Raw genomic sequence first — 22050 nt, forward strand, 5'->3', positions numbered from 1 at the left:
GCTGCTGAGCCTCAGCAACTGGCACGACCGGAAGCGAAACGATTCTCTTGGGCACTCGTCAAATCGCGGTGAAGACAGCCCCGTTGAGGGTCCGGGCGGGGCGCGGCTCGGTCGCGGTGGCCGCCGTACCGGGCATGTCGGAGACGGACCCCGAGCCACCCGCAGGGGTGGCGGAGCCGCCGGTGGAGCCGGCCCGGGTGGCACCAGAGTCGGTGGCCGCCGTCCCGACCGGGCCGGAGCCCGCGGTGCGGGTGGAGCCGGTACGGCCGGTGGTCGAGGTCCGGCCGGAGCCGCCCGCAGCCCCGGCTGCCCCCGTCGCCCCGACCGCCCCCGCAGCCCCGGCCGCCCTGGTGATCCCGCCGAAGCCCGCGCACCCGCCGGCGGTGCCGGCCACCGTCCAGCCCGCCGTCCAGACCGCCCAGCTGCAGCCGCTGTTCCCGCAGGCGCCGGGCCTCAACTGGGCCGGGCCGGGCGACCACTGGAGCCGGGCCTGGGCGATGGACACCCTGGGCGCGGTGCCGCCGGCACCCGCCGCCGAGCCGCCGGCCGGGGCGGCGGAGCCGCCGACCGCCCGGGACATCGAGCTGATCCGGGCCAGCCTGACCGTGGTGGAGCCGCTGGCCGACCGGGCCACCGCACACTTCTACGCGCTGATCTTCCTGCACCACCCCGAGGTCCGGGCGCTCTTCCCGGCCGCCATGGACGTCCAGCGGGACCGGCTGTTCCGCTCCCTGCTGATGGCAGCCCGGAGCGCGGACGACCTGCCGGGGCTGACCGCCTACCTCACCGCGCTCGGCCGGGGCCACCGCAAGTACGGCACGCTGACCGGGCACTACGCCCCGGTCGGCGAGTGCCTGGTGGCGGCACTGGCCCGGTACGCCGGCCCGAAGTGGGACGCGGAGACCGAGCTGGCCTGGCGCCGGGTCTACGGGCTGATCGCCGCCGTGATGTCCGAGGCGGCCGAGGAGGCGGCCCGGACCTCACCGCCGTGGTGGCAGGCGGAGGTGGTCGGCCACGAGCTGCGCACCCCGGACGTGGCGGTGCTGACGCTCCGTCCGGACCAGGCGTACCCGTACCGGGCCGGGCAGTACACCACGCTGGAGACGCCCTGGTGGCCCCGGGTCTGGCGGCCGTTCTCGTTCGCCACCGCGCCCCGGCCGGACGGGCTGCTGACCCTGCACGTGAAGGCGGTGCAGGCGGGCTGGGTGAGCAACGCGCTGGTGCACCGGGCCGGCCCGGGGGACGTGCTGCGGCTCGGCCCGGCGGCCGGGTCGATGGTGCTGGACCACGAGCGGGCGGCCGATCTGGTCTGCCTGGGCGGCGGCACCGGGATCGCCCCGGTCACCGCGCTGGTGGAGGAGCTGGCCGAGCACGGGGCGGGCGGGCGCTCGGTGGACGTGTTCTACGGCGCCCGCCGGCAGGACGCGCTGTACGAGCTGGACCGGCTGCGCGGGCTGGCCGCCCGGCACCCGTGGCTGACGGTGCATCCGGTGGTCTCGGACGAGCCGGCCGTCGGCCTGCTGGCCGGGGAGCTGCCGGACGCGGTCTCCCGGTACGGCAGCTGGGCCGGCCGGGACGGCTACCTGAGCGGCCCGGCGGCGATGGTCCGCCGGGGCACCCGGGCGCTGGCCCGGGCCGGGGTGGCACCGGGCCGGGTGTTCCACGACCTGACCGAGGGCGAGTGAGGTGGCCGGCGCCGGCTCAGCCCTCCCGGGCGCCGAGGTCGGGCGCCAGCAGGGCCCGGACGCCCTCCACGTTGGCGGCCAGGTAGGCGCGCAGGCTGGGCGGCACGACGTTCACCGAGGTGACGCCCTCCCGGGTGAAGGGCAGCCGGACGATCTCGTACTCGCCCCGGGGCTCGTCCACCTCGGGACCGTGACGGCGGGAGGGGTCCATGGCGGTGAGCCGGCAGACGAAGAAGTGCTGCACCTTCACCCCGTGCGGGTGGGCGAGTGAGCCGTCCTCGTGGTGGGAGTGCGCGACGGTGTCCACGAACGCCGGCACCACCGACTCCACCTTGCCGCCGAGCTCCTCGTCCACCTCCCGGTGCAGGGCCGCCACCACGCTGCGGTCGGTCGGCTCGACCCCGCCGCCGGGGGTGATCCAGTACGGGCGGGCGCCCGGCCTGGTCCGCTTGATCAGCACCAGCGAGGCCGGGCGGTGCGGGTCGTCCGGGTCCAGCTCCAGCAGGATCGCCCGCGCGGTGCGCTTCACCACGGGACGGACGGGGCCGGTCATGACCACCTCCGGGACGGGAGCGTTGTGGCTGAGTCTCCCGCCCCCGGCCGTTGGTGAAACTCGTACGGATGGGCGAACAGGACGGACCGGTTCCGCCGAACGGTTGATTTGGCATGCCCGGGTGCATCGGAGCCGCACCGGGCAGTCAGGCCATTTGGATCTTCGATCGCAAGGCGAGTGCCGGAAATACTTCTACCGGAGAGTCACATTCCGCCGGAAGGGCCTTCGATTCGAAGGTCAAAAGCCGACATTGCTCGCCGGAATGATTGCAGGCCCGGGCGCCCTGTGCTGCAATGAGCGCCAATCGGGCACAACTGCACCGAAACCGGGCAGGGGGCAGGGCATGACAGTCGATCAGATCGCGGACGCCGCACGGAGCATACGGGGCGCGGACTCGCCGGCCCGGACCGCCCGGGAGCCGACCCTGATCGCCTCCGTCCAGCGGGCCCTGCGGCTGCTGGAGGCGGTCGGCCGGTACACGGACGGTGCCACCGCCAAGCAACTGGCCCGGGCCGGCGGCCTGCCGCTGGGCACCGCGTACCACCTGCTCCGCACCCTCACCCACGAGGGCTACCTCTGCCGGATCGACGGCCGGTTCTTCTACGGGGCCTCGGTGGACGGCATCGGCCAGGGCGGCGGCCGGCAGGCCGAGCGGGCCGACCTGCGCAGCCGGATGGAGCAGATCGGCCTGGAGCTGGACACCGCCGTCTACTACGCCGTCTACGAGGACGGCGAGGTCCGGGTGGTGGACGTGGCCGAGGCTCCGGCCCGGCCGGCGGTCGCCGAGTGGGCCGACTTCAGGGTCACCGCCAACGCGCACGCGGTCGGGCAGTGCCTGCTCTCCCAGCTCGGCGAGCAGGACCGGCAGGACCACTTCAGCCGGCACCCGCCGGTCGAGCTCACCCCGTCCACCGTCACCGACCGCACCCTGCTGCTGCGTCGGCTGGCGGCCGCCGTCCCGAGCAGGCCGGTGCTGGAGCGTCAGCAGTACGCTCTCGGCACGGTCTGCGCCGCCGTCCCGATCACCGTGGGCTCGGCCGTGGCGACCATGGCCATCTCGCTCCCGGCCGCCCGGGCCGGGGAGTTGGCCGGCAAGGCCGAGCGGCTCCGCTGTCTGGTGGGGGCGATGTCCCCGTCGTTCGTCCACTGACGCTGAGCCCGTCGGGTCAGCCGTTTCACCATTTGAAAAAGCGCGTCTTGTCCGCTTCGTCCCCGAAGCACCACCATGGTGCGGAGGAGGACCCGGCGGACCATTCCATCGAATCGCAGGCCCGGACCCGGCGGTCCCCTCAACTGCCGGCCCCGGGCGGGAACGAGAGGTACTGGCGCATGCACAGCAGCACGGTCCAGGGCCACGTGGTGATGAACCTCGTGGTCTCGCACGAGCTCTCCTTCCGCATCGTGGTCGACCTCGACTACGACCCGGCGGACCCGTTCGCGGTCCGCTTCACCTTCCACCTGCCCGGCGACGCCCCGGTGACCTGGTTCTTCGCCCGCGAGCTGTTGCTGGACGGCATCAGCCGCCCGACCGGCGAGGGGGACGTGCACATCCACCCCGTCGGCGAGGAGCTCTCCGAGGTGTGCGTGGTGCTGCACTCCCCGGACGGCGACGCCCGGCTGGTCGCCTCGGCCCCGCCGCTGATCGCCTTCCTGGCCCGCACCGACCGGCTGGTGCCGATGGGCGAGGAGCCGACCGGCAGCGAGCTGGACGAGCAACTGGCCGCGATCCTGGCCAAGGGCTGCGAGAACCTCGGCTGATCTCCCGGCCGACCACGGACGAAGGTCCCACCGCGCGGCAGGCGGTGGGACCTTCTCGTCGTTCCATCCGGGCTGATCCCGGGTCAGTCGTCGTCGCCGAAGGCCAGGTTGAGGCCCCAGGAGACCAGGCTGATGATCAGCGAGCCGAGCAGGGCGGCCCAGAAGCCCTCCACGTGGAAGTCCAGGTCCAGCTTGTCGGAGGCCCAGGAGGTCAGCCAGAGCATCAGCGCGTTGATCACGAAGGTGATCAGCCCGAGGGTGAGGATGAAGAGCGGCAGCGAGAACAGCTTCACCACCGGCTTGATCAGGAAGTTCACCACCCCGAAGATCAGGGCGACCGCGATCACCGTGATGGTCTTGCTCTGCCAGTCGTCCCCGGACAGGGTGATGCCGGACACGATCCAGGCGGCCACCCAGATGGCCACCGCGTTGATCAGCGTCTTGATGACGAAGTTCTTCATGGCCACGAGGGTCGCAGGCCGTCGGGCCGGGCGGAAGCTCCACACCCGCATGTTGTTCAATGTGGCCACCACGACAGGAGGGTGACCCCGTGAAGGTCTTCCGGTTGGACCGGCTCGACGCCGAGCGCTCCGAGGGCGGCGGCGCCTACCTGCGCTTCCTGAAGGAGCGTCACATGTCGGCCGGCCTCTACGCGCTCTCCCCGGGCGAGACCGACACCCAGGGCGTGCACGACCAGGACGAGCTCTACCAGGTGATCAGCGGCCGGGCCGAGCTCACCGTAGGCGGCGAGACCACCACCGTCGGCCGGGGCACCGTGGTCTACGTGCCGGCCGGCACCCCGCACCGCTTCCACCACGTCACCGAGGAGCTCCGGGTGCTGGTGGTGTTCTCCCCGCCGGAGGACTGAACCGGCCCTCCGGGGCCGCCGGGTAGGGTCGGCCCAGGCCGACCACCCAGCACCCAGGAGCAGCGACGATGACCTTCACCGAGGACCTCTGGTCGGCGATCGAGCCGATCCACGCGGAGATCCTGGCCCACCCGTTCATCTCCGGCCTGACCGACGGCACCCTGCCGCGCGAGTCCTTCCGGCACTTCGTGGTGCAGGACTCGCACTACCTGCGGGACTACGCCCGGGCGCTGGCGGTCTGCGCCGCCAAGGCCCCCGACGAGGAGGGCGTGCGGGCCTTCGCCGCCGACGCGGTCGGCGCCATCGCCGCCGAGCAGGAGATGCACGCCGACTTCCTGACCGCCTTCGGCGAGCGGGCCGACGAGGCCGCCGCCGAGCCGGTGCTGCCGACCACCCGGGCCTACACCAGCTACCTGCTGGCCACCGTCTACGGCGGCTCCTTCGCCGAGGCGGTCGGCGCGGTGCTGCCCTGCTACTGGATCTACGCCCGGGTCGGCGAGCAGCTGCTCGCCTCCTCCTCCCCCGACCCGCTCTACGCCAAGTGGATCGCCACCTACGGCGACGAGGCCTTCCAGTCGGTGGTCCGCCGGGTGCTGGAGCTGACGGACCGCCTGGGCGAGCAGCTCTCGCCGGCCGAGCGGGCCCGGGTGACGGAGCACTTCGTCACCACCTCGCGGTACGAGTGGATGTTCTGGGACGCCGCCTGGCGCCGGGAGGCCTGGCCGGTCTGAACCCTCCCCGGGTAGGGGGTCGCCCGCCCCGGACCTAGGGGGCATCTCCGGGTTCTCTCCGGGCCGTACCCCCTCGGAACGCGCGCTTCGGACCGGTACGTTCTAAGTATCGAAGCAACGGGACGCGACGGAGAAGCCGTCACCGGCCCGAGGGGAGAGAAGGAACGGACATGGCTGAGCTCTGGAAGTCGCTGCCCTCGTGGGTGCGCAACATCGTCGTCCCGGTGATCGCGGTCATCCTGGCCTGGAACCTGATCTGGTTCGTCGTCGGCGCGGTGACCTCGCTGCTCGCCTTCCTGTTCAAGGCCCTGATCGTGGTCGGCGTCGCGGCCGGTGTGGTGATCCTGGTCAAGAAGGCCGCCAGGAGCTGACGGCACCCCGAACGCGAACGGCCCGGCCCCCTGCCACGGGGAGCCGGGCCGTTCGGCGTCCGCCTCTCGGCGGGCGGCGGGTGACGCGGGATCAGGCCCGCTTGCCCCGGCGGCGCAGCGCGACCAGCACGCCGGCGCCGAGCAGCACGGCGGCGCCGCCGCCGACCGCCAGCGGGAGGCTGGACGAGCCGCCGCCGGTCGCGGCCAGCTCGGGGCCGGCCGACTTGGTGGCGGTCGGGGTGCCGGCGGAGGCGCTCGGGGTGGCCTTCTTGGTCGGCTTGGCCGACGGCCGGGTGTTGACCACGGGCTTCTTGCTCGGGGCGGCGGTCGGGGTGGCGGCCTTGGGGTCCACCACCGTGAAGTAGAAGTCGCCGTAGCCCACGTACTGGGTGCAGGTGCCCTTGCCCCCCGGGACGGCGGGGGCCGGAGCGTCCTTCGGCAGGTACTTGCCGGTGTCGTCGTCGACCACGTCGGAGCCGCCGCTCTGCGAGCCGCCGTACTCGCCGAGCGGTGCCTTGTCGGTGGCGGCCAGCCGGAACTTGACCGTCAGGGTCTCGTCCTTGGCCAGCTGGTACCGGCCGGTGTCGATGATGTGGTCCAGGTCGCCGGCGCCGAACGAGCCGGCCTTCCAGTCCCCGCCCGGCAGCTTGACCTGGACGGTGAACGAGCCGGCCGGCCAGAGGCCGTCCGCGTAGCCGACGTAGAACGCGGTGTCGAAGCCCTGCACGTCCCGGCCGGTGGAGTTGCGGAAGGTCACGGTGGACTCCACCGGGGCGCCGCCCCGGGCGAGGGTGGCCGGGAAGCCCGTCACCTTGGTGTCCAGCTCGGTGTGGCTCTGGATCCCCTTGTAGCAGGCGTAGTCGATCGGCTGCTGGGGCGTCGCGGAGGTGGACGCGGAGGTGGACGCAGAGGGGCTCGCGGAGGCGGAGGCCGAAGGGGACGCCGACGGGGAGGGGCTGGTGGCCGCGGTCGCCGAGGCGGTGCCGGCGCCGAGGCCGAGGCTCAGCAGGGTGGCGGCGGCAGCCGCCGGTATGCGGTGGGAACGCATGGTGGAAGATCCCCCAAAGTCAGTACGGAGGCGGCAATTCGGGCACGCACGGGTGCCGCTGGCCTCGCAGGATGCGGATCGTAGCGTGCCCGGTCGGTCAACAGACCGTCAGGTCTGCTCTGGACCATCCGGAGTCGGACCGCTACGGTGATGGACGTCTTGTCGCAGGCAAACGGCCTGTGGACACGGGAGCTCGGAGCACCGGGCTGAGAGGGCGCTGAAAGGTACGTGCACACCGCGTACCGACCGCTGCGTCGACCGCAGGAACCTGACCGGGTAATGCCGGCGTAGGGAGATAGAGGTCTCATGACCACGTTCGACGCACAGGAGAAGTCTGCCCCGGCCGCGGTGGAGGGCGCCGTCACCAGCGCCACCACGGGCTACCCGACTCCGGCTTGGCGCAAGGCGTACCGCGACGGCTCCCGCCCCGATCTGCGGGTGCCGTTCAAGGAGGTCCACCTCACCAACGGCAAGTCCGTTCCGCTGTACGACACTTCGGGTCCGTACACCGACCCCTCCTACCAGCCCGACGTCCGCCGCGGGCTGCCGGCCCTGCGGGACGCGTGGATCCGCCAGCGCGGTGACGTCGAGGAGTACGAGGGCCGTGAGTCCCGTCCCGAGGACGACGGCATCAAGCACACGTCCCCGCGCGGCGGGAACCTGCGCAACCTGGACGCGGTCTTCCCCGGCCGCCCCCGCCGGCCGCTCCGTGGCCGCGACGGCGCGGTGACCCAACTCGCCTACGCGAAGCGGGGGATCGTCACGCCGGAGATGGAGTTCGTGGCCCTGCGGGAGGGCATGGACCCGGAGTACGTGCGCTCCGAGGTGGCCCGTGGCCGGGCGGTCATCCCGCTCAACGTGAACCACCCCGAGGTGGAGCCGTCGATCATCGGCACCAACTTCCTGGTGAAGATCAACGCCAACATCGGCAACTCGGCCGTCACCTCCTCGATCGAGGAGGAGGTGGAGAAGATGACCTGGGCCACCCGCTGGGGCGCGGACACCGTCATGGACCTCTCCACCGGGCGGAACATCCACACCACCCGGGAGTGGATCCTGCGCAACTCGCCGGTGCCGATCGGCACCGTGCCGCTGTACCAGGCGCTGGAGAAGGTGGACGGCAAGGCCGAGGAGCTGAGCTGGGAGGTCTACCGGGACACCATCATCGAGCAGTGCGAGCAGGGCGTGGACTACATGACGGTGCACGCCGGCGTGCTGCTCCGCTACGTCCCCCTGACGGCCCGTCGGAAGACCGGCATCGTCTCGCGCGGCGGTTCGATCATGGCGGCCTGGTGCCTGGCGCACCACCAGGAGAACTTCCTCTACACGAACTTCGAGGAGCTCTGCGACATCCTGGCCCGCTACGACGTCACCTTCTCGCTGGGTGACGGCCTGCGGCCGGGCTCCACCGCCGACGCCAACGACGAGGCGCAGTTCGCCGAGCTGCAGACCCTCGGCGAGCTGGGCCGGATCGCCCGCGAGCGGGACGTCCAGGTGATGATCGAGGGCCCCGGCCACGTCGCGATGAACAAGATCAAGGAGAACATGGATCTCCAGAAGGAGATCTGCGACGAGGCGCCGTTCTACACCCTCGGCCCGCTGACCACCGACGTGGCCCCGGGCTACGACCACATCACCTCCGGCATCGGCGCGGCGATGATCGCCTGGTGGGGCACCGCGATGCTCTGCTACGTCACGCCCAAGGAGCACCTGGGCCTGCCCAACCGGGACGACGTCAAGACCGGCGTGATCACCTACAAGATCGCCGCCCACGCCGCCGACCTGGCCAAGGGCCACCCCGGCGCCTCGGCCTGGGACGACGCGCTCTCCGACGCCCGCTTCGAGTTCCGCTGGGAGGACCAGTTCAACCTGGCCCTCGACCCGGAGACGGCCCGCGCCTTCCACGACGAGACGCTGCCCGCCGAGCCGGCCAAGACCGCGCACTTCTGCTCCATGTGCGGTCCGAAGTTCTGCTCGATGAAGATCTCCCAGAAGATCCGCGACGAGCACGGAGACGGGTCCAGCGCGGTGGCCACCGACTTCGACGCCGACGCCCTGGCCGGCATGCAGGCCAAGTCCGAGGAGTTCGCCGCCGCCGGCAACCGGGTCTACCTCCCGCTCGCCGACTGATCCGGCGTCATGCCCACGGGGCGGCCCCGCGACCTGATGGGGGGAGCCGCGGGTCCGTCCCGTGCACGCCGGATGCCCGGGCGTCCGGCCGTCCGACCCGGCACTTCTCCGGTGCCGGGTCCGTTGCAGGCTCGAACGGTGGTCCTGGGACGGGGGATTGACGGTGGGCACGGAGTTCTTCACGGTCGCGCGCGGGGTGCGGTCGCTGCACTGGGACGGTGAGGGGCTGCTCGACCCGGTGGCCGGGGGCCGCCGCTGGTCGGTGGACGGGACGGAGCGGCCCGCCGGCGTCCCGCACGGGCCGCTGTTCGACCGGGCGGTGGTCTCGCCGTCCGGGCGCTACCGGGTGCTGTACGCGGAGCGCGGCACCGAGGGGCTGGTGCTCCAGGACGGCCTGCCGGTGCGGGAGTTCGACCGGAGCTCCTACCAGGCGACGGAGTTCGACCACCCGGTCGCGGTGGGGCGACTGCCGGACGGGCGGGAGGTGCTGGCGCACTGTCCGGAGCACCGGGGGGACCTGCGGCTGGTGGATCTGGCGACCGGTGAGCAGCTGACCCCGGGGGAGCGGGACGGGAACGGGCTCTTCCACTCCCGGCCGTCGTTCACCCCGGACGGGCGGTACCTGCTCTCGCACGCCTGCGTCTGGGGCCCGTACGGGCTGGTGCAGGTGTACGACACGGCGGCGGCGCCGGCGGAGCCGGTGCTGCTGGGCGGCCCCGGGGTGCTGCCGTTCGGGATGGGGGACGTGGCCGAGGTGGTCGCGGCCTGCTGGCTGGACGACGACCGGCTGGTGCTGGCCACCGGTCCGGACAGCACCGGGGACGACGGGGAGGGCGAGCTGGGCACCGAGCAACTGGGCGTCTGGTCGATGGCGCAGGGCCGCTGGCTGCACCGCAGCCCACTGGTGGCTCCGCCCGGGCTGCTGCTCCCCCGGGGCGGACAGCTGGTCTCGCTGCACGGCCACCCGCGCCTGCTGGACGCGGCGACCGGCGCGCTGATCGCCGAGTGGCCGGAGGTGGTGGTGCCGGCCAAGGACCGGCCGTTCGAGGACTCCCGGCCGACCCCGACCGCCGCACTGAGCCCGGACGGCGGGCGGCTCGCGGTGGCCGTCGGGGGCGGGATCGCGCTGGTCGACCTGCCGGCGGAGGCCTGACGGACGGTCAGACCTCGTCGGGGCCGGTGAAGTCCGGCGAGGCGTAGTCGGGGGAGGAGTAGCCGGGGCCGGTGAAGTCGGCCGGGCGCTGGGTGCGGCCGTCGGGAGTGGTGACCCCCTCGACGCCGGGGCTGCTGAAGCCGGGGCTGGAGTAGCCGGGGGAGCCGGGGCGCTGGCCCGGGCGGGGCACGGCGGTCGGGGCCGGGGCCGGGTCGGTGTAGAGGTTGGCCACCAGCCAGGGGAGCAGGGCGCGTTGGTGCAGGGCGGCCAGCCAGGCCAGCCGGGCCTCGGCGAGTTCGGCGTCCTGGGCGGGGGCGGCGCCGTCCCGCAGGGCGGTGAGCAGCAGGCCGACGATGCCGATCAGCAGCGCGGTGACGGCCACCGCCAGCGAGACCCAGCCGGCCGTCACCAGCGCGTGGGCCAGGGCGAGGTCGGGCGAGGCGCCGCGCACCGCGTAGCCGATCACCAGCAGCAGCAGTCCGGCGATGCCGGCCAGGATCGGGGTGAGCACGGTGAGCACCGGGAACAGTCCGGCGCCCTCCTCGCTGCGCAGCCGGTCGGTGAGGCCGAGCGGCGCGGGCGGACCGGCCGCCCGGAGCGCGGTGTAGCGCAGGTACTCCGGCCCGGCCGCGGCGGCTGCCGCATCGGCCGACCGGGCTGCCTTGGTGCGGAGTTGGGCCGGGTTCAGGTGCGGCCCGGGGGCCGCGAAGGCGGCGGTGAGGGCGGGATCGCGCAGCGCCTCGTCCAGGGTCCGGTCGAAGTCCGGCCGGTCCTCGGGCAGCAGGTGCGGGGCGGGTTCGGGCGCGGGTGGCTGCGGGGCGTGCTGCGGGGCTTGGTCCATCGGGGAACCCCCGTTCCGTCGTCGCGGTGCGAAGCGGTGCGGTGCGAAGCGGTGCGGTTGCGAAGCGGTGAGGTGCGAAGCGGCGGTGCGTCGGTGAGATCGCCTCGATGGTAGGGGTCGGAAGCGACCGGGACACAGTCGCTTTCCGGTATTCCACGCGTTCGGGGACCGGGTCGGTACGTGAACGTGACGATCCGGTACCGGAACTGACGACGACTCAGTCCAGCGGCAGCCGGGCCACCAGCAGCCGGCCCTCCATGGTGACCCCGCCGTCCATCGCCACGGCCAGCTCGTCCGCGTAGATGTACGGCCCCGGCACGTGCGGCGGTACGCCGTCCTCGGCGTGGGTGGAGCCGGTCAGGTAGGGGATCGGGCTGTGCCCGTGCACCACCCGGTGCCCGCCGTAGGCGCCGAGCAGCTCGTGCACCGCCTGCGCGCCGGCCGGGCCCCGGAAGGCGAACCGCTTGGTGAAGCGGCGGAAGGCGTCCCACCACTCGTCGGCGCCCTCGTCGGCGAGCAGCCGGTGCACCGCCTCGTTGACGTCGTCCAGGCTCGCGCCGTACTCCAGGTAGGCGGTGGTGTCGGAGTGCAGCAGCAGGTGGCCGTCCTCCAGGGCGATGGCGGGCAGCCGGGAGAGCCAGCTGACGTGGTGCGACTGCAGCCGCTCCAGGTCGCTCTGCTGACCGCCGTTCAGCCGCCAGGCAGCCAGGAAGGAGGCGGTGCCCGCCGTGGACTGCACCGGCTCGTCGCCGTACCGGGCGGCGCCCAGGAAGAGCAGTTCGTGATTGCCCATCAGGGCCCGGCAGTAGCCGCCGGCCGCAGCCGCCTCGGCGGCCAGCTGCATCACCAGGTCGATCACCCCAATGCCGTCCGGGCCCCGGTCGGTGAAGTCGCCGAGGAACCACAGCCGGGAGCGACCGGCCGACCAGTGGCCCTGGTCGTCGATCAGGCCCTTCTGGTGCAGCGCGGCCAGCAGCTCGTCCAGGTAGCCGTGCACGTCGCCGACCACGTAGAGCGGGCCGGGTGCCTCGCCCGGCTCCGGCTGCGGGTACGGGTAGTGCACCTCCTCCGGCGTCACCGGCTGGGCCAGCTCCATGGTCGGCGGGTCGTCGGAGTCGGCCGCCGCCGGGTACTCCGCGGTCCCCTCCGTCGGGTACTCCGCCGCCGCCTCCGCCGGGTACTCCCGGACGCCCTCCGCCGGGTACCCGACGGGGGCCTGACTGGCCGTCGGCCAGTGCTGCTCCAGGAACCGGGCCCCGCCGTAGCCGCTGTACGTGGCGTCGTAGCCGTAGCCGCCGGGCGGCTCGGGAGGCTCGTAGTAGGAGCCGTACGGAAGCACGTCGAGGTCCTGCGGCTGGCTGGGGCCCGGCTCGGGAAGCTCAGGCCCGGGGAGGCGGTCCTCGGGTGTCATTCGCCCATCATAGGAAGACCGCTCTCCCCTGGTCCCCACCCGGTGCCCACCAATCGTGCGGCACCGGCGATCCGGCCCGCGCGACGGCCCGTGCCCCGGCCCACGGGACGGCCTACGTCTCGCCCGGCGGCCGGGGCGGGCTCACCGTGGTGCGGGGGCTCCGGCGCTGGGAGGAGGCCCGGACGATCAGCTCGGTCGGCATCAGGGTGCCGGGCGGCGGCCCGGCCGAGGCGGTGCGGTAGCGGGGCGGGAAGAGCCGGCCGCCCTTGACCGGATCGGAGGACGGGCCTGCGGCCGAGTCGACTCCCTCGATGGCGTCGATCAGCAGGTTGACCACGGTGGTGCCGATCCGACGGGGCTTCAGCGAGAGCGTGGTGATCGGCGGTTCGGTGCCGGCGTAGACGTCGCTCTCGCTGCAGCAGACCAGCAGCAGGTCGTCCGGCACCCGCAGCCCGTACCGCCGGGCGGCGGCCAGCAGGTCGGTGCCGTTCGGGTCGAAGAGCCCGTAGACCGCGTCCGGCCGGTCCGGCCGGGCCAGCAGCCGGTCGGCCGCCAGGGCGCCGGCGGCCGGGTCGTGGGCGGGGTACGCCTCGTAGACCGGCTCCTGGCCGACCCGCTCGCACCAGCCGAGGTAGGCGTCGGTGGAGAGCCGGGTGTAGGTGTCGGTGGAGGTCCCGGTGAGCAGGCCGATCCGGCGGGCGCCGGCCTCGCTCAGGTGGTCGAGGATGCCGAGCACGGCGGCCTCATGGTCGTTGTCGACCCAGGCGGTGACCGGGCAGTTGCCCGGCTTGCCGTCGCTCACCACCGGCACCCCGGAGCGGTAGAGCTCGCTCACCAGCGGGTCCTGGTCGGGCGGGTCGATCACCACCGTGCCGTCCAGCGCGATGTTCCCCCAGACGTCGTGCCGGGAGGACGCGGGGAGCACCACCAGCGCGTAGCCGCGACTGAGCGCGGCACTGGTGGCGGCCCTGGCCATCTCGGCGAAGTAGGCGAACTCGGTGAAGGTGAACGGCTCTTCGCCGTACGTGGTGACGGTCAGTCCGATCAGCCCGGAGCGCCCCGTGCGCAGGGTCCGGGCGGCGGCCGATGGGCGGTAGCCGAGGCGCTCGGCGACCTCGCGCACTCGGCTTCTGGTCTCGTCGGGCAGGCGGCCCTTCCCGTTCAGGGCGTCCGAGACCGTGGTGATCGACACTCCGGCGGCTGCTGCCACATCCCGGATGCCGGCCCGTTCCAGTCGCCGTGAGGTGGTGGGTCGCCGACCGCTCTGATTGGCTGCTGCTGTCATGGCGGACCGATCGTATGGCTCGTGACCGCGCTGTGTGACCGGTACCGACAGAGAGTCAGAAGAACCGTTTCTCCATGAACCTTCGGCCGTGCAACCCTTCGATACCGGTTGCAATCCAGCCGTCTTACCTCTGACATGTGCCATGGGAACCCGGCAGAATGGCTGATCGGTACCCGTACCCCGAACGAGCAACTCACCCGCACGGGTGAGCGCGCCCGCTATCGTTCGGGGCACCCGACCGGGGTGGGACGGGTACGCACCACGGGGCCGAGCGCGCGTACGGCGATCCCGGCCGCGTACGGCACCACGATTTCGACAAGGAGCGCACCGTGACCGGTACGGCAGCACAGGGTCCCCGCCTGAGGCCGACGCTGGACGGCATCCCGACCTACAAGCCCGGCAAGCCGGCCGGCGCCGACTCGTACAAGCTGTCCTCGAACGAGAACCCGTACGAGCCGCTCCCCGGCGTGCTGGACGCCGCGATCACCGCCGCCGGGTCCTTCAACCGCTACCCCGACATGGCCGCCACCGGCCTGGTCGAGGAGCTCGCCGCCCGCTTCGGCGTGCCGGCCGAGCACGTCGCGGTCGGCACCGGCTCGGTCTCGGTCGCGCAGTCCCTGGTGCTCTCCACGGCCGGCCCGGGCGACGAGGTGGTCTTCGCCTGGCGCTCCTTCGAGGCGTACCCGATCATCACCCAGGTCGCCGGGGCCACCCCCGTGCCCGTCCCGCTGACCGAGGGCGAGGAGCACGACCTGGACGCGATGCTGGCCGCGATCAACGAGCGGACCCGGCTGGTCTTCGTCTGCAACCCCAACAACCCCACCGGCACCGTGATCCACCGGGCCGAGCTGGAGCGCTTCCTGGACGCGGTGCCGTCCGACGTGCTGGTGGTCGTCGACGAGGCGTACATCGAGTTCATCCGGGACGAGCGGGTGCCGAACGGCATCGACCTCTACCGCGACCGCCCGAACGTCTGCGTGCTGCGCACCTTCTCCAAGGCCTACGGCCTGGCCGGCCTGCGGGTCGGCTTCGCCATCGCGCACGAGCCGGTGGCCACCGCGCTGCGCAAGACCGCCGTCCCGTTCGGCGTCTCCCAGCTCGCCCAGGACGCGGCCGTCGCCTCGCTCCGGGCCGAGGACGCGCTGCTGGTCCGGGTCGACGCGCTGGTCGCCGAGCGCGGCCGGGTGGTGGCCGCGCTGGCCGCCCAGGGCTGGCAGCTGGCCGAGACCCAGGCCAACTTCGTCTGGATCCGGCTCGGCGAGCGCACCCTCGACTTCGCCGCCGCCTGCGCCGCCGCCGGCATCGTGGTCCGCCCCTTCCCGGGCGAGGGCGTCCGCGTCACCATCGGCGAGCCCGAGGGCAACGACATCTTCCTGGCCACCGCCGAGGCCTTCCGCAAGTCGCTCTGACGGCTGCGCTGCCGACACCGCGCAGGGCCCGCCACCGGATCACCGGCGGCGGGCCCTGAGCGCTGACGGGTGGTCAGCCGCCGCCCGTGCCGAGCCGCCCCGGAGGGCGGCACCGCCCGCGGCCTTCCGGGAGCCGGGCGCCGAGTGCGTGAGGCCGTGTCAGGGGCCCGGAGCCCGCGATGCCGGGTCCCGGCCCCGACGACCGCCGGATGAGGACTCCACGGGGGTTCCTGGGAGCGGGCTGGGGGTCGGCTCCGGCGGGCTACCAGCGGAGGGGGCGAAAGGCGGGCGGAAGCCGGGCTCCCCTTGGTGAATCTCCCAGCCAGTTCCCAGGTGTGGCACAGGGGTTGAAAATCGCGGGGCGGCAGGCTGTCCGCCATGAAGGTGCTTCCTCGGCGGCGGGCCGCCGTCCTTGTGAACTCCGCGCTCGTGGTCGCCCTGGCGGCCGGGGGCGCGGTGGCGTACTCCACCGTGGGTGGCGGCGAGAGCGGGGTGGCGGCGAGCCGGCCGCAGACCCGGACCGCGACGGTGACCAAGGGGACGGTGCTGGCCACCGTGTCCGGATCGGGCACCCTGTCCTCACCCAGTGACGCGGGCCAGGACTTCGTCACCGGGGGCAGGGTGACGGCGGTGAAGGTCGCGGTCGGCGACGCGGTGAAGAAGGGCGACGTGCTGGCCACCGTCGCCACCACCGACGCCCAGCAGCAGGTGGATGCGGCCCAGCGCGCGCTCACCACCGCCAACGCCAACCTCACCAAGGCGGAGGCCGGCCAGAAGGTCACCACCACCACGCCCGGGAAGACCGACGAGAAGACCGGCCAGCAGTCCCAGCCGACCACCACGACCACCGTCACGGTGGACGACGCCCAGGTCGCCCAGGCCGAGCAGCAGGTGTCCACCGCGCAGACCCAACTGGCGAACGCCAAGGCCGCGTTGGCGGGCACCACGCTGACCGCCTCGGCCGACGGCACGGTGGCCTCGGTGTCCGGCAAGGTCGGCGACACTGTCGCGGGCACCGGCAGCGGATCCAGCAGTGGCACCGGGACCAAGACCACCGGGACGACCACCGGCAGCAGCTCGCTCAGCGGCTTCGTGGTGCTGACCAACCCGACCGGGATGCGGGTGACGGCGAACTTCTCCGAGCTGGACTCGCTCAAGGTGAAGAAGGACGCGGCGGCCACCGTCACGCTCAACGCGCAGTCCGACACCAAGCTCAACGCCAAGGTGCTGAGCGTGAGTTCGCTGCCGAACAGCAGCACCGGGACCGGCCAGGGCGGCAGCGCGGTGCAGTACGCGGCGGTGCTGGAGATCACCGGGGACACCAGCCGGCTGCGCACCGGCCTGAGCGCCACCATCTCGGTGGTCACCGGCGAGGCGCAGAACGCCCTGTCGGTGCCGACCGCCGCGCTCTCCGGCACCGGCTCCGCCCGGACCGCGACGGTGGTGAAGGACGACGGCTCGACCGAGCGGGTCCAGGTCACCGTCGGCGTGGAGGGCGACTCCACCGTGCAGGTGACGGAGGGTCTGGTCGAGGGCGAGAAGGTGCAGTTGGTGAGCACCACGGTGAGCGGCGGCAACGGCTTCCCGAGCGGCCAGTTCCCGGGCCTCGGCGGTACGGCCGGGGGCGGTGGCGGCTTCGGCGGCGGCACCGGTGGCGGCGGAGCCCGCAACGGCGGCGCGGGCGGCGGGCGTTGAGCCCGGTGAGCCGTCCGGTCATCCAGCTGCGGAACGTGCTCAAGCGGTACGGCAGCGGCGACGCCACCGTGTACGCGCTGCGCGGCCCGGACGGCCCGGACGGGCAGCCGCTCGGGGTCAGCCTGGACATCACCCAGGGCGACTTCGTGGCGGTGATGGGCAGTTCGGGCTCCGGCAAGTCGACCTTGATGAACATCCTGGGCTGCCTGGACGTGCCGACGGCCGGCCGCTACCTGCTGGACGGCACCGATGTCGGCCACCTGGACGAGGGCCAGCTCTCGCTGGTGCGCAACCGGCGGATCGGCTTCGTCTTCCAGTCCTTCAACCTGGTGCCGCGCACCACCGCGCTGGCCCAGGTGGAGCTGCCGCTGGCCTACGCCGGTGTCCGCAAGGCCGAGCGCCGCAGCCGCGCGCTGGCCGCGCTGGAGCGGGTCGGGCTGGCCGACCGGGCCGGGCACAAGCCGAACGAGCTCTCCGGTGGCCAGCAGCAACGCGTGGCGGTGGCACGGGCGTTGGTGACGGCCCCGGCCATGCTGCTGGCGGACGAGCCGACCGGGAACCTGGACAGCCGGTCCACCGAGGAGGTGCTCGGGATCATCGAGCGACTGAACAGGTCGGGCCGCACGGTGGTGCTGATCACCCACGAGGACGAGGTGGCGGCGCGGGCCAGCCGGGTGATCCGGCTGGTGGACGGGGCGATCACCTCGGACGTCCGGCAGCGAGCGGAGGTGACGGTGTGATCGTCTGGCAGATGGTCCGGTTCGCGTTCGGCGGGCTGGCGGCCAACAAGGTGCGCTCCGCGCTGACCATGCTCGGCGTGCTGATCGGCGTCGCGGCGGTGATCCTGCTGCTGGCGGTGGGCAACGGCTCCTCCGTCGCGGTGAAGAACTCGATCACCGCGCTGGGCACCAACTCGCTGACCGTCAGCGCCTCCAACCTGCGCGGCTCCGCCACGGCGGCCAAGCCGCTCACGGTGAACGACGCCAAGGCGATCGCCGAGGTGCAGGCGGCCTCGGTGAAGTCGGTCGCCCCGGTGGTGACCACCTCGGCCGCCGCGACCTACGGGGACGTCTCGCACACCCCCGGCTCGGTGGTCGGCACCTACCCGGCGTACTTCGAGACCGCCAACCAGAAGGTGGAGAAGGGCGACTACTTCTCCAACGACGACGTGCTCAACTCCCGCAAGGTGGCGGTGATCGGCTCCACCACGGCCAGTCAGCTGTTCGCGCAGGAGGACCCGGTCGGCAAGCGGATCGTGATCGGCGGCACGCCGTTCACCGTGACCGGCGTGCTGAAGACCAAGGGCGCCAGCGGGTTCAACGACCCGGACGACGTGGTGATCGCCCCGCTGCCCACCGTGCAGAACGCCTTCACCGGCTTCGGCTCGGTCAACCAGATCCTGGTGCAGGCGAGTTCGGCCGAGACCACCACCGAGGCGCAGGCCGAGGTGAGCCGGGTGCTGCTCTCCGCGCACGCCATCGCGGACCCGTCGAAGGCCGACTTCCGGATCTCCAACCAGGCCTCGCTGCTGACCGCCCGGGAGTCCACCACCAAGACCTTCACGGTGCTGCTCGGCGCGGTGGCCGCGATCTCGCTGCTGGTCGGCGGGATCGGGATCACCAACATCATGCTGGTCACCGTCACCGAGCGGACCCGGGAGATCGGCATCCGGAAGGCCCTGGGCGCCCCCCGGGCCGCCATCCTGGGGCAGTTCCTCACCGAGTCCACCCTGCTCTCGGTGCTCGGCGCCGGTCTCGGGGTGGCCGCCGGGCTGATCGGGGCCCGCTTCACCATCGTCGGGATCACCCCCGTGGTGATCCCCGAGTCGGTGCTCGGCGCCTTCGGCATCGCGGTCGCGATCGGGCTGTTCTTCGGCAGTTACCCCGCCAACCGGGCCGCCGGGCTGCGCCCGATCGAAGCCCTCCGACACGAATAGGAATCCGATGAGCACTCCGCAGCAGGGCCCGCAGCACGGTCCGCAGTCCACTCCGGCGCCGGAGGCCGACCCGCTGGCCTCCCCGCCGGACGCCCGGGACATCGCGGCCGAGCTGGCCGCCCCGCCCCGGCGGAAGCTGCCCTGGCCGACCCTGGTGCTGGCCGCCGCCGTGGTGGCCACCCTGGGCTTCGTCGGCGGCGTCCAGTACCAGAAGGGCGAGGGCGGCAGTGGCACCAACGCCCAGGGTCCGCGGGCCGGCGGCGGTCAGGGCCAGGGCCAGTACGGCGGGGCCAACCGCCGGGCCGGCGGACAGAACGGACAGAACGGGCAGGGCCTTCCGAACGGGCAGGGTCTTCCCAACGGGCAGGGCGGCCAAGGCGGCCAGGGCGGCTTCACCCGGGGCACGGTGAAGCAGGTGGACGGCACCACGGTCTACCTCACCGACGCCAACGGGAACACCGTCAAGGTCACCACCACCGACGCCACCAAGGTGCAGCTCTCCAAGCAGGGCAAGGCCGCCGACCTGACCCCGGGTCAGTCGGTGACCGTGGTCGGCACCCCGGACGGCTCCGGCGGCTACGCGGCCACCCAGCTGACCGAGGGCGCCGGCGGCTTCCCGGGCGGCGGCTTCGGCGGCCGGGCCGGTGGGCAGACCGCTGGTCAGGCGGGTGGCCAGACCGGCGGTCAGACCGGTGGCCAGGCCGGGCAGGGCACTCCCTGACCGCCTGCGGCCGGTCCGCGGAGCGGGGATGGGAGCAAGCTCATCCCCGCTTCATGAAACGCGCGTAGCCTCGCCGGGCTATCGTCCTTCGGAGGACAACCGGGGGACAGGGCAGACCGGGAGGCGGATCTACGGTGCAAGGGACAGCGACCAGGGCCACGGCCCAGCCGGGTACCACCGGCGGCGAGGCGTACCTGCTGGTGGTGGACGACGAGCCGAACATCCGCGAGCTGCTCTCCGCCTCGCTCCGGTTCTCCGGCTTCCGGGTGGAGTCGGCGGCCACCGGTGAGGAGGCGCTGGCCTCGATCGCGGCCGAGCGCCCCGATCTGGTGGTGCTCGACGTGATGCTGCCGGACCTGGACGGCTTCACGGTGGTGGAGCGGCTGCGCGAGCAGTCCCAGTGGCCGCAGCCGGCCGACCACGTGCCGGTGCTGCTGCTGACCGCCAAGGACGGCACCACCGACAAGGTGCACGGCCTGGCGGCGGGTGCGGACGACTACGTCACCAAGCCCTTCAGCCTGGAGGAGCTGATCGCCCGGATCCGGGCGATCCTGCGCCGGGCCGGCGGCCCGACCGAGGACGGCCGGCTGACGGTCGGTGACCTGACGCTGGATCCGACCGCGCACGAGGTCACCCGGGGCGGCGAGGTGGTCGGCCTGTCCCCCACCGAGTTCAAGCTGCTGCACTACCTGATGGCCAACGTCGGCCGGGTGGTGTCCAAGGCGCAGATCCTGGACCACGTCTGGGCCTACGACTTCGGCGGCGACCTCTCCATCGTCGAGTCGTACATCTCCTACCTGCGCCGCAAGCTCGACGCGGGCCCGTCGGCGCACGGTCCCAAGCTGATCCACACCGTGCGCGGCATCGGCTACGCCCTGCGCAGGCCGCCGCAGTAGCCGTGTCGTTCTTCTCCAGGGTCTCGCTCCGCACCCGGCTGCTGGTGCTCGTGCTGCTGCTGGCCGCCACCGGACTGGCCGTCAGCGACGTGGTCGTGCTGGGCAGCGTCCGGGGCAACCTGGTCGGCCGGGCGGACGAGCAGCTCAAGCGCTTCGCCGGGCCGCTCTCCCGCCGGCCGCCGGACAAGGTGCTGGAGGCCCGCCCCCCGTCGGACGCCCGGCCGCAGGGCGAGGCGGCCGGGCGGCGGCCGGGCCTCGGCATGGCGATGCCCGGCCAGTACGTGGTGCGCTACCTGGAGGCGGACGGGAAGGTCTGGAACGAGGTCCCCGGGCCGATGGTCGAGGAGGGCGCGGGGCCCCGGCAGGCCGGGCTCGGCCCGCTGGACGACGCCCACGACGCCAGGGACCAGCGCGGCAAGGGGAACTGGCGGGTGCTCACCATCCCGCTGGCCAAGGCGGCCGGGACCGAGACCCCGGCCCGGTACGTCCAGGTGGCCACCTCGCTGGCCGACGTGGAGGACACCGTCGACCGGCTGGAGGCCGCCTTCCTGGCCATCGGCGGGGTGGTGCTGCTGCTGATCGCCGGCCTCGGTGCGGTCGCCGTCCGGGCCGGGCTGAAGCCGCTCAGCCGGATCGAGCAGGACGCCGAGCTGATCGCCGAGGGCGGCCTCTCGCACCGGATGGCCCAGCCGCCGGGCCGGACCGAGGCGGCCCGGCTGACCGCCGCGCTGAACAGCATGCTGGCCCAGCTGGAGGCGGCCTTCGCGGCCCGGGCCCGGTCGGAGGCGCGGATGCGCCGCTTCGTGGCGGACGCCTCGCACGAGCTGCGCACCCCGCTGGCCGGCATCCGGGGCTTCGCCGAGCTGCACCGGATGGGCGCCCTGGACGACGTGGACCGGGCGATGGACCGGATCGAGTCGGAGGCGATCCGGCTCGGCACCCTGGTCGAGGACCTGCTGACGCTGGCCCGGCTGGACGAGGAGCGCCCGCTCGACCTGGTGCCGATGGACCTGCGCACCCTGGCGGCGGACGCCCTGCACGACCTGACCGCGCTGGACCCGGGCCGTCCCGTCACCCTGACCGGGCCCGGCGGCCGGGTCGGCCCCCGGCCCGCCCCGGTGCTCGGCGACGAGGCCCGGCTGCGCCAGGTGGTGACCAACCTGGTCGGCAACGCGGCCAAGCACACCCCGCCGGGCACGGCGGTGCGGATCGGGGTGGGCCGCACGGAGGACGGCTGCGTGCTCGAAGTGGCGGACGCCGGCCCCGGCATGACGGCCGGGCAGGCCGAGCGGATCTTCGACCGCTTCTACCGGGTCGATCCGTCCCGGACCCGGCAGGAGGGCGGGGGAGCCGGGCTCGGCCTGGCCATCGCCTTCGCGCTCACCCAGGCCCACCACGGCGACCTGACGGTGACTGCGGTCCCCGGCGAGGGCGCGGTCTTCAGGCTGCGGCTGCCCGCCGTCTGACCGTCTGACCGTCCGTCAGGCCGGCTCCCGACGGTGTGACCGCCACCACGCACCCCCGGTGTTCGAACCGTTCTAAGCATCGGGGATACTCCC

Annotated in this window: 21 protein-coding genes and 1 riboswitch; of the genes, 15 read left to right on the plus strand and 6 right to left on the minus strand. The window is 73.1% G+C overall.

The features are described from left to right. Positions 1-47: 47 nt before the first annotated feature. Entirely contained in the window at positions 48-1685 is a 1638-nt protein-coding gene (locus ACIRBX_RS06850) for a globin domain-containing protein (protein ID WP_402294144.1), read from the plus strand. Positions 1686-1701: 16 nt separating this feature from the next. Here the strand turns inward: ACIRBX_RS06850 and ACIRBX_RS06855 are convergent, their stop codons facing one another. Continuing rightward, a complete protein-coding gene (locus ACIRBX_RS06855) occupies positions 1702-2238 on the minus strand; it encodes an NUDIX domain-containing protein (protein ID WP_402294146.1) in 537 nt (178 codons plus the stop codon). Positions 2239-2581: 343 nt separating this feature from the next. Here ACIRBX_RS06855 and ACIRBX_RS06860 point away from each other — a divergent pair, with 343 nt between their 5' ends. Both ACIRBX_RS06860 and ACIRBX_RS06865 read left to right on the plus strand, forming a co-directional pair. Next, positions 2582-3388, plus strand: coding sequence for an IclR family transcriptional regulator (locus ACIRBX_RS06860; protein WP_402294148.1), 807 nt, complete (start codon positions 2582-2584; stop codon positions 3386-3388). Between the two features lie 179 nt (positions 3389-3567). Continuing rightward, positions 3568-3996, plus strand: a complete 429-nt coding sequence (locus tag ACIRBX_RS06865; protein ID WP_402294149.1) for an SsgA family sporulation/cell division regulator — start codon at positions 3568-3570, stop codon at positions 3994-3996. A gap of 83 nt (positions 3997-4079) precedes the next feature. Here ACIRBX_RS06865 and ACIRBX_RS06870 read toward each other — a convergent pair whose 3' ends face one another. Continuing rightward, a complete protein-coding gene (locus tag ACIRBX_RS06870; protein ID WP_402294150.1) occupies positions 4080-4457 on the minus strand; it encodes a phage holin family protein in 378 nt (125 codons plus the stop codon). Between the two features lie 89 nt (positions 4458-4546). Between ACIRBX_RS06870 and ACIRBX_RS06875 the strand changes: the two genes are divergently transcribed. The 3 genes from ACIRBX_RS06875 to ACIRBX_RS06885 all read left to right on the plus strand — a co-directional run bounded on the left by ACIRBX_RS06875 (position 4547) and on the right by ACIRBX_RS06885 (position 5966). Then, complete coding sequence (locus tag ACIRBX_RS06875; protein WP_402294152.1) at positions 4547-4864, plus strand: cupin domain-containing protein; 318 nt, start codon at positions 4547-4549, stop codon at positions 4862-4864. Positions 4865-4932: 68 nt separating this feature from the next. Continuing rightward, on the plus strand, positions 4933-5595 hold the full coding sequence (gene tenA, locus ACIRBX_RS06880; protein ID WP_402294154.1) for a thiaminase II: 663 nt from the start codon (positions 4933-4935) through the stop codon (positions 5593-5595). Between the two features lie 170 nt (positions 5596-5765). Then, positions 5766-5966: a DUF5326 family protein gene (locus ACIRBX_RS06885; RefSeq protein WP_402294156.1), complete on the plus strand. Its 201-nt coding sequence runs from the start codon at positions 5766-5768 to the stop codon at positions 5964-5966. 91 nt (positions 5967-6057) lie between these two features. Here the strand turns inward: ACIRBX_RS06885 and ACIRBX_RS06890 are convergent, their stop codons facing one another. Continuing rightward, positions 6058-7014 (minus strand): LPXTG cell wall anchor domain-containing protein, encoded by a 957-nt coding sequence (locus tag ACIRBX_RS06890; protein WP_402294157.1) that lies wholly within the window; start codon positions 7012-7014, stop codon positions 6058-6060. Between the two features lie 175 nt (positions 7015-7189). After that, positions 7190-7325: riboswitch (TPP riboswitch) on the plus strand. On the opposite strand from ACIRBX_RS06890, the gene thiC reads away from it, so the two are divergent. Next, positions 7321-9144: a phosphomethylpyrimidine synthase ThiC gene (thiC, locus tag ACIRBX_RS06895; RefSeq protein WP_402294159.1), complete on the plus strand. Its 1824-nt coding sequence runs from the start codon at positions 7321-7323 to the stop codon at positions 9142-9144. (Overlaps the previous riboswitch by 5 nt.) 163 nt (positions 9145-9307) lie before the next feature. Beyond that, positions 9308-10297 (plus strand): hypothetical protein, encoded by a 990-nt coding sequence (locus ACIRBX_RS06900; protein WP_402294160.1) that lies wholly within the window; start codon positions 9308-9310, stop codon positions 10295-10297. Between the two features lie 7 nt (positions 10298-10304). Here ACIRBX_RS06900 and ACIRBX_RS06905 read toward each other — a convergent pair whose 3' ends face one another. From ACIRBX_RS06905 to ACIRBX_RS06915, 3 genes are all read right to left on the minus strand, one after another. Beyond that, positions 10305-11138, minus strand: a complete 834-nt coding sequence (locus ACIRBX_RS06905) for a hypothetical protein (protein WP_402294162.1) — start codon at positions 11136-11138, stop codon at positions 10305-10307. Between the two features lie 217 nt (positions 11139-11355). Then, positions 11356-12549, minus strand: coding sequence for a metallophosphoesterase (locus tag ACIRBX_RS06910; protein ID WP_402294164.1), 1194 nt, complete (start codon positions 12547-12549; stop codon positions 11356-11358). A gap of 112 nt (positions 12550-12661) precedes the next feature. Beyond that, positions 12662-13834, minus strand: a complete 1173-nt coding sequence (locus ACIRBX_RS06915) for a LacI family DNA-binding transcriptional regulator (RefSeq protein WP_402294165.1) — start codon at positions 13832-13834, stop codon at positions 12662-12664. A 329-nt stretch (positions 13835-14163) separates the two neighbouring features. Here ACIRBX_RS06915 and hisC point away from each other — a divergent pair, with 329 nt between their 5' ends. The 7 genes from hisC (at position 14164) to ACIRBX_RS06950 (ending at position 21957) form a co-directional block, all read left to right on the plus strand. Further along, positions 14164-15243 (plus strand): histidinol-phosphate transaminase, encoded by a 1080-nt coding sequence (gene hisC / locus ACIRBX_RS06920; protein ID WP_402294166.1) that lies wholly within the window; start codon positions 14164-14166, stop codon positions 15241-15243. A gap of 378 nt (positions 15244-15621) precedes the next feature. Beyond that, positions 15622-16938: an efflux RND transporter periplasmic adaptor subunit gene (locus ACIRBX_RS06925; RefSeq protein ID WP_402294168.1), complete on the plus strand. Its 1317-nt coding sequence runs from the start codon at positions 15622-15624 to the stop codon at positions 16936-16938. 5 nt (positions 16939-16943) lie between these two features. Next, positions 16944-17678: an ABC transporter ATP-binding protein gene (locus ACIRBX_RS06930; RefSeq protein WP_402294169.1), complete on the plus strand. Its 735-nt coding sequence runs from the start codon at positions 16944-16946 to the stop codon at positions 17676-17678. Then, positions 17675-18874 (plus strand): ABC transporter permease, encoded by a 1200-nt coding sequence (locus ACIRBX_RS06935; RefSeq protein ID WP_402294171.1) that lies wholly within the window; start codon positions 17675-17677, stop codon positions 18872-18874. Before ACIRBX_RS06930 ends, ACIRBX_RS06935 begins: the two co-directional genes overlap by 4 nt. Positions 18875-18881: 7 nt before the next feature. Continuing rightward, a complete protein-coding gene (locus ACIRBX_RS06940) occupies positions 18882-19595 on the plus strand; it encodes a hypothetical protein (RefSeq protein ID WP_402294173.1) in 714 nt (237 codons plus the stop codon). A 134-nt stretch (positions 19596-19729) separates the two neighbouring features. Then, positions 19730-20491: a response regulator transcription factor gene (locus ACIRBX_RS06945; RefSeq protein ID WP_402294175.1), complete on the plus strand. Its 762-nt coding sequence runs from the start codon at positions 19730-19732 to the stop codon at positions 20489-20491. 2 nt (positions 20492-20493) lie between these two features. Further along, complete coding sequence (locus ACIRBX_RS06950) at positions 20494-21957, plus strand: sensor histidine kinase (RefSeq protein WP_402294177.1); 1464 nt, start codon at positions 20494-20496, stop codon at positions 21955-21957. Positions 21958-22050: the final 93 nt, after the last annotated feature.

It is taken from the genome of Kitasatospora sp. NPDC096147, assembly GCF_044763225.1.
Classification (GTDB): Bacteria; Actinomycetota; Actinomycetes; order Streptomycetales; family Streptomycetaceae; genus Kitasatospora.

What these genes read in the sequence shown, in the direction of transcription:
- ACIRBX_RS06855 (WP_402294146.1), bottom strand. Translation starts at nt 2,238, where the DNA reads ATGACCGGCCCCGTCCGTCCCGTGGTGAAGCGCACCGCGCGGGCGATC.
- ACIRBX_RS06860 (WP_402294148.1), top strand. Translation starts at nt 2,582, where the DNA reads ATGACAGTCGATCAGATCGCGGACGCCGCACGGAGCATACGGGGCGCG.
- ACIRBX_RS06865 (WP_402294149.1), top strand. Translation starts at nt 3,568, where the DNA reads ATGCACAGCAGCACGGTCCAGGGCCACGTGGTGATGAACCTCGTGGTC.
- ACIRBX_RS06870 (WP_402294150.1), bottom strand. Translation starts at nt 4,457, where the DNA reads ATGAAGAACTTCGTCATCAAGACGCTGATCAACGCGGTGGCCATCTGG.
- tenA (WP_402294154.1), top strand. Translation starts at nt 4,933, where the DNA reads ATGACCTTCACCGAGGACCTCTGGTCGGCGATCGAGCCGATCCACGCG.
- ACIRBX_RS06885 (WP_402294156.1), top strand. Translation starts at nt 5,766, where the DNA reads ATGGCTGAGCTCTGGAAGTCGCTGCCCTCGTGGGTGCGCAACATCGTC.
- ACIRBX_RS06890 (WP_402294157.1), bottom strand. Translation starts at nt 7,014, where the DNA reads ATGCGTTCCCACCGCATACCGGCGGCTGCCGCCGCCACCCTGCTGAGC.
- thiC (WP_402294159.1), top strand. Translation starts at nt 7,321, where the DNA reads ATGACCACGTTCGACGCACAGGAGAAGTCTGCCCCGGCCGCGGTGGAG.
- ACIRBX_RS06905 (WP_402294162.1), bottom strand. Translation starts at nt 11,138, where the DNA reads ATGGACCAAGCCCCGCAGCACGCCCCGCAGCCACCCGCGCCCGAACCC.
- ACIRBX_RS06910 (WP_402294164.1), bottom strand. Translation starts at nt 12,549, where the DNA reads ATGACACCCGAGGACCGCCTCCCCGGGCCTGAGCTTCCCGAGCCGGGC.
- ACIRBX_RS06915 (WP_402294165.1), bottom strand. Translation starts at nt 13,834, where the DNA reads ATGACAGCAGCAGCCAATCAGAGCGGTCGGCGACCCACCACCTCACGG.
- ACIRBX_RS06925 (WP_402294168.1), top strand. Translation starts at nt 15,622, where the DNA reads ATGAAGGTGCTTCCTCGGCGGCGGGCCGCCGTCCTTGTGAACTCCGCG.
- ACIRBX_RS06940 (WP_402294173.1), top strand. Translation starts at nt 18,882, where the DNA reads ATGAGCACTCCGCAGCAGGGCCCGCAGCACGGTCCGCAGTCCACTCCG.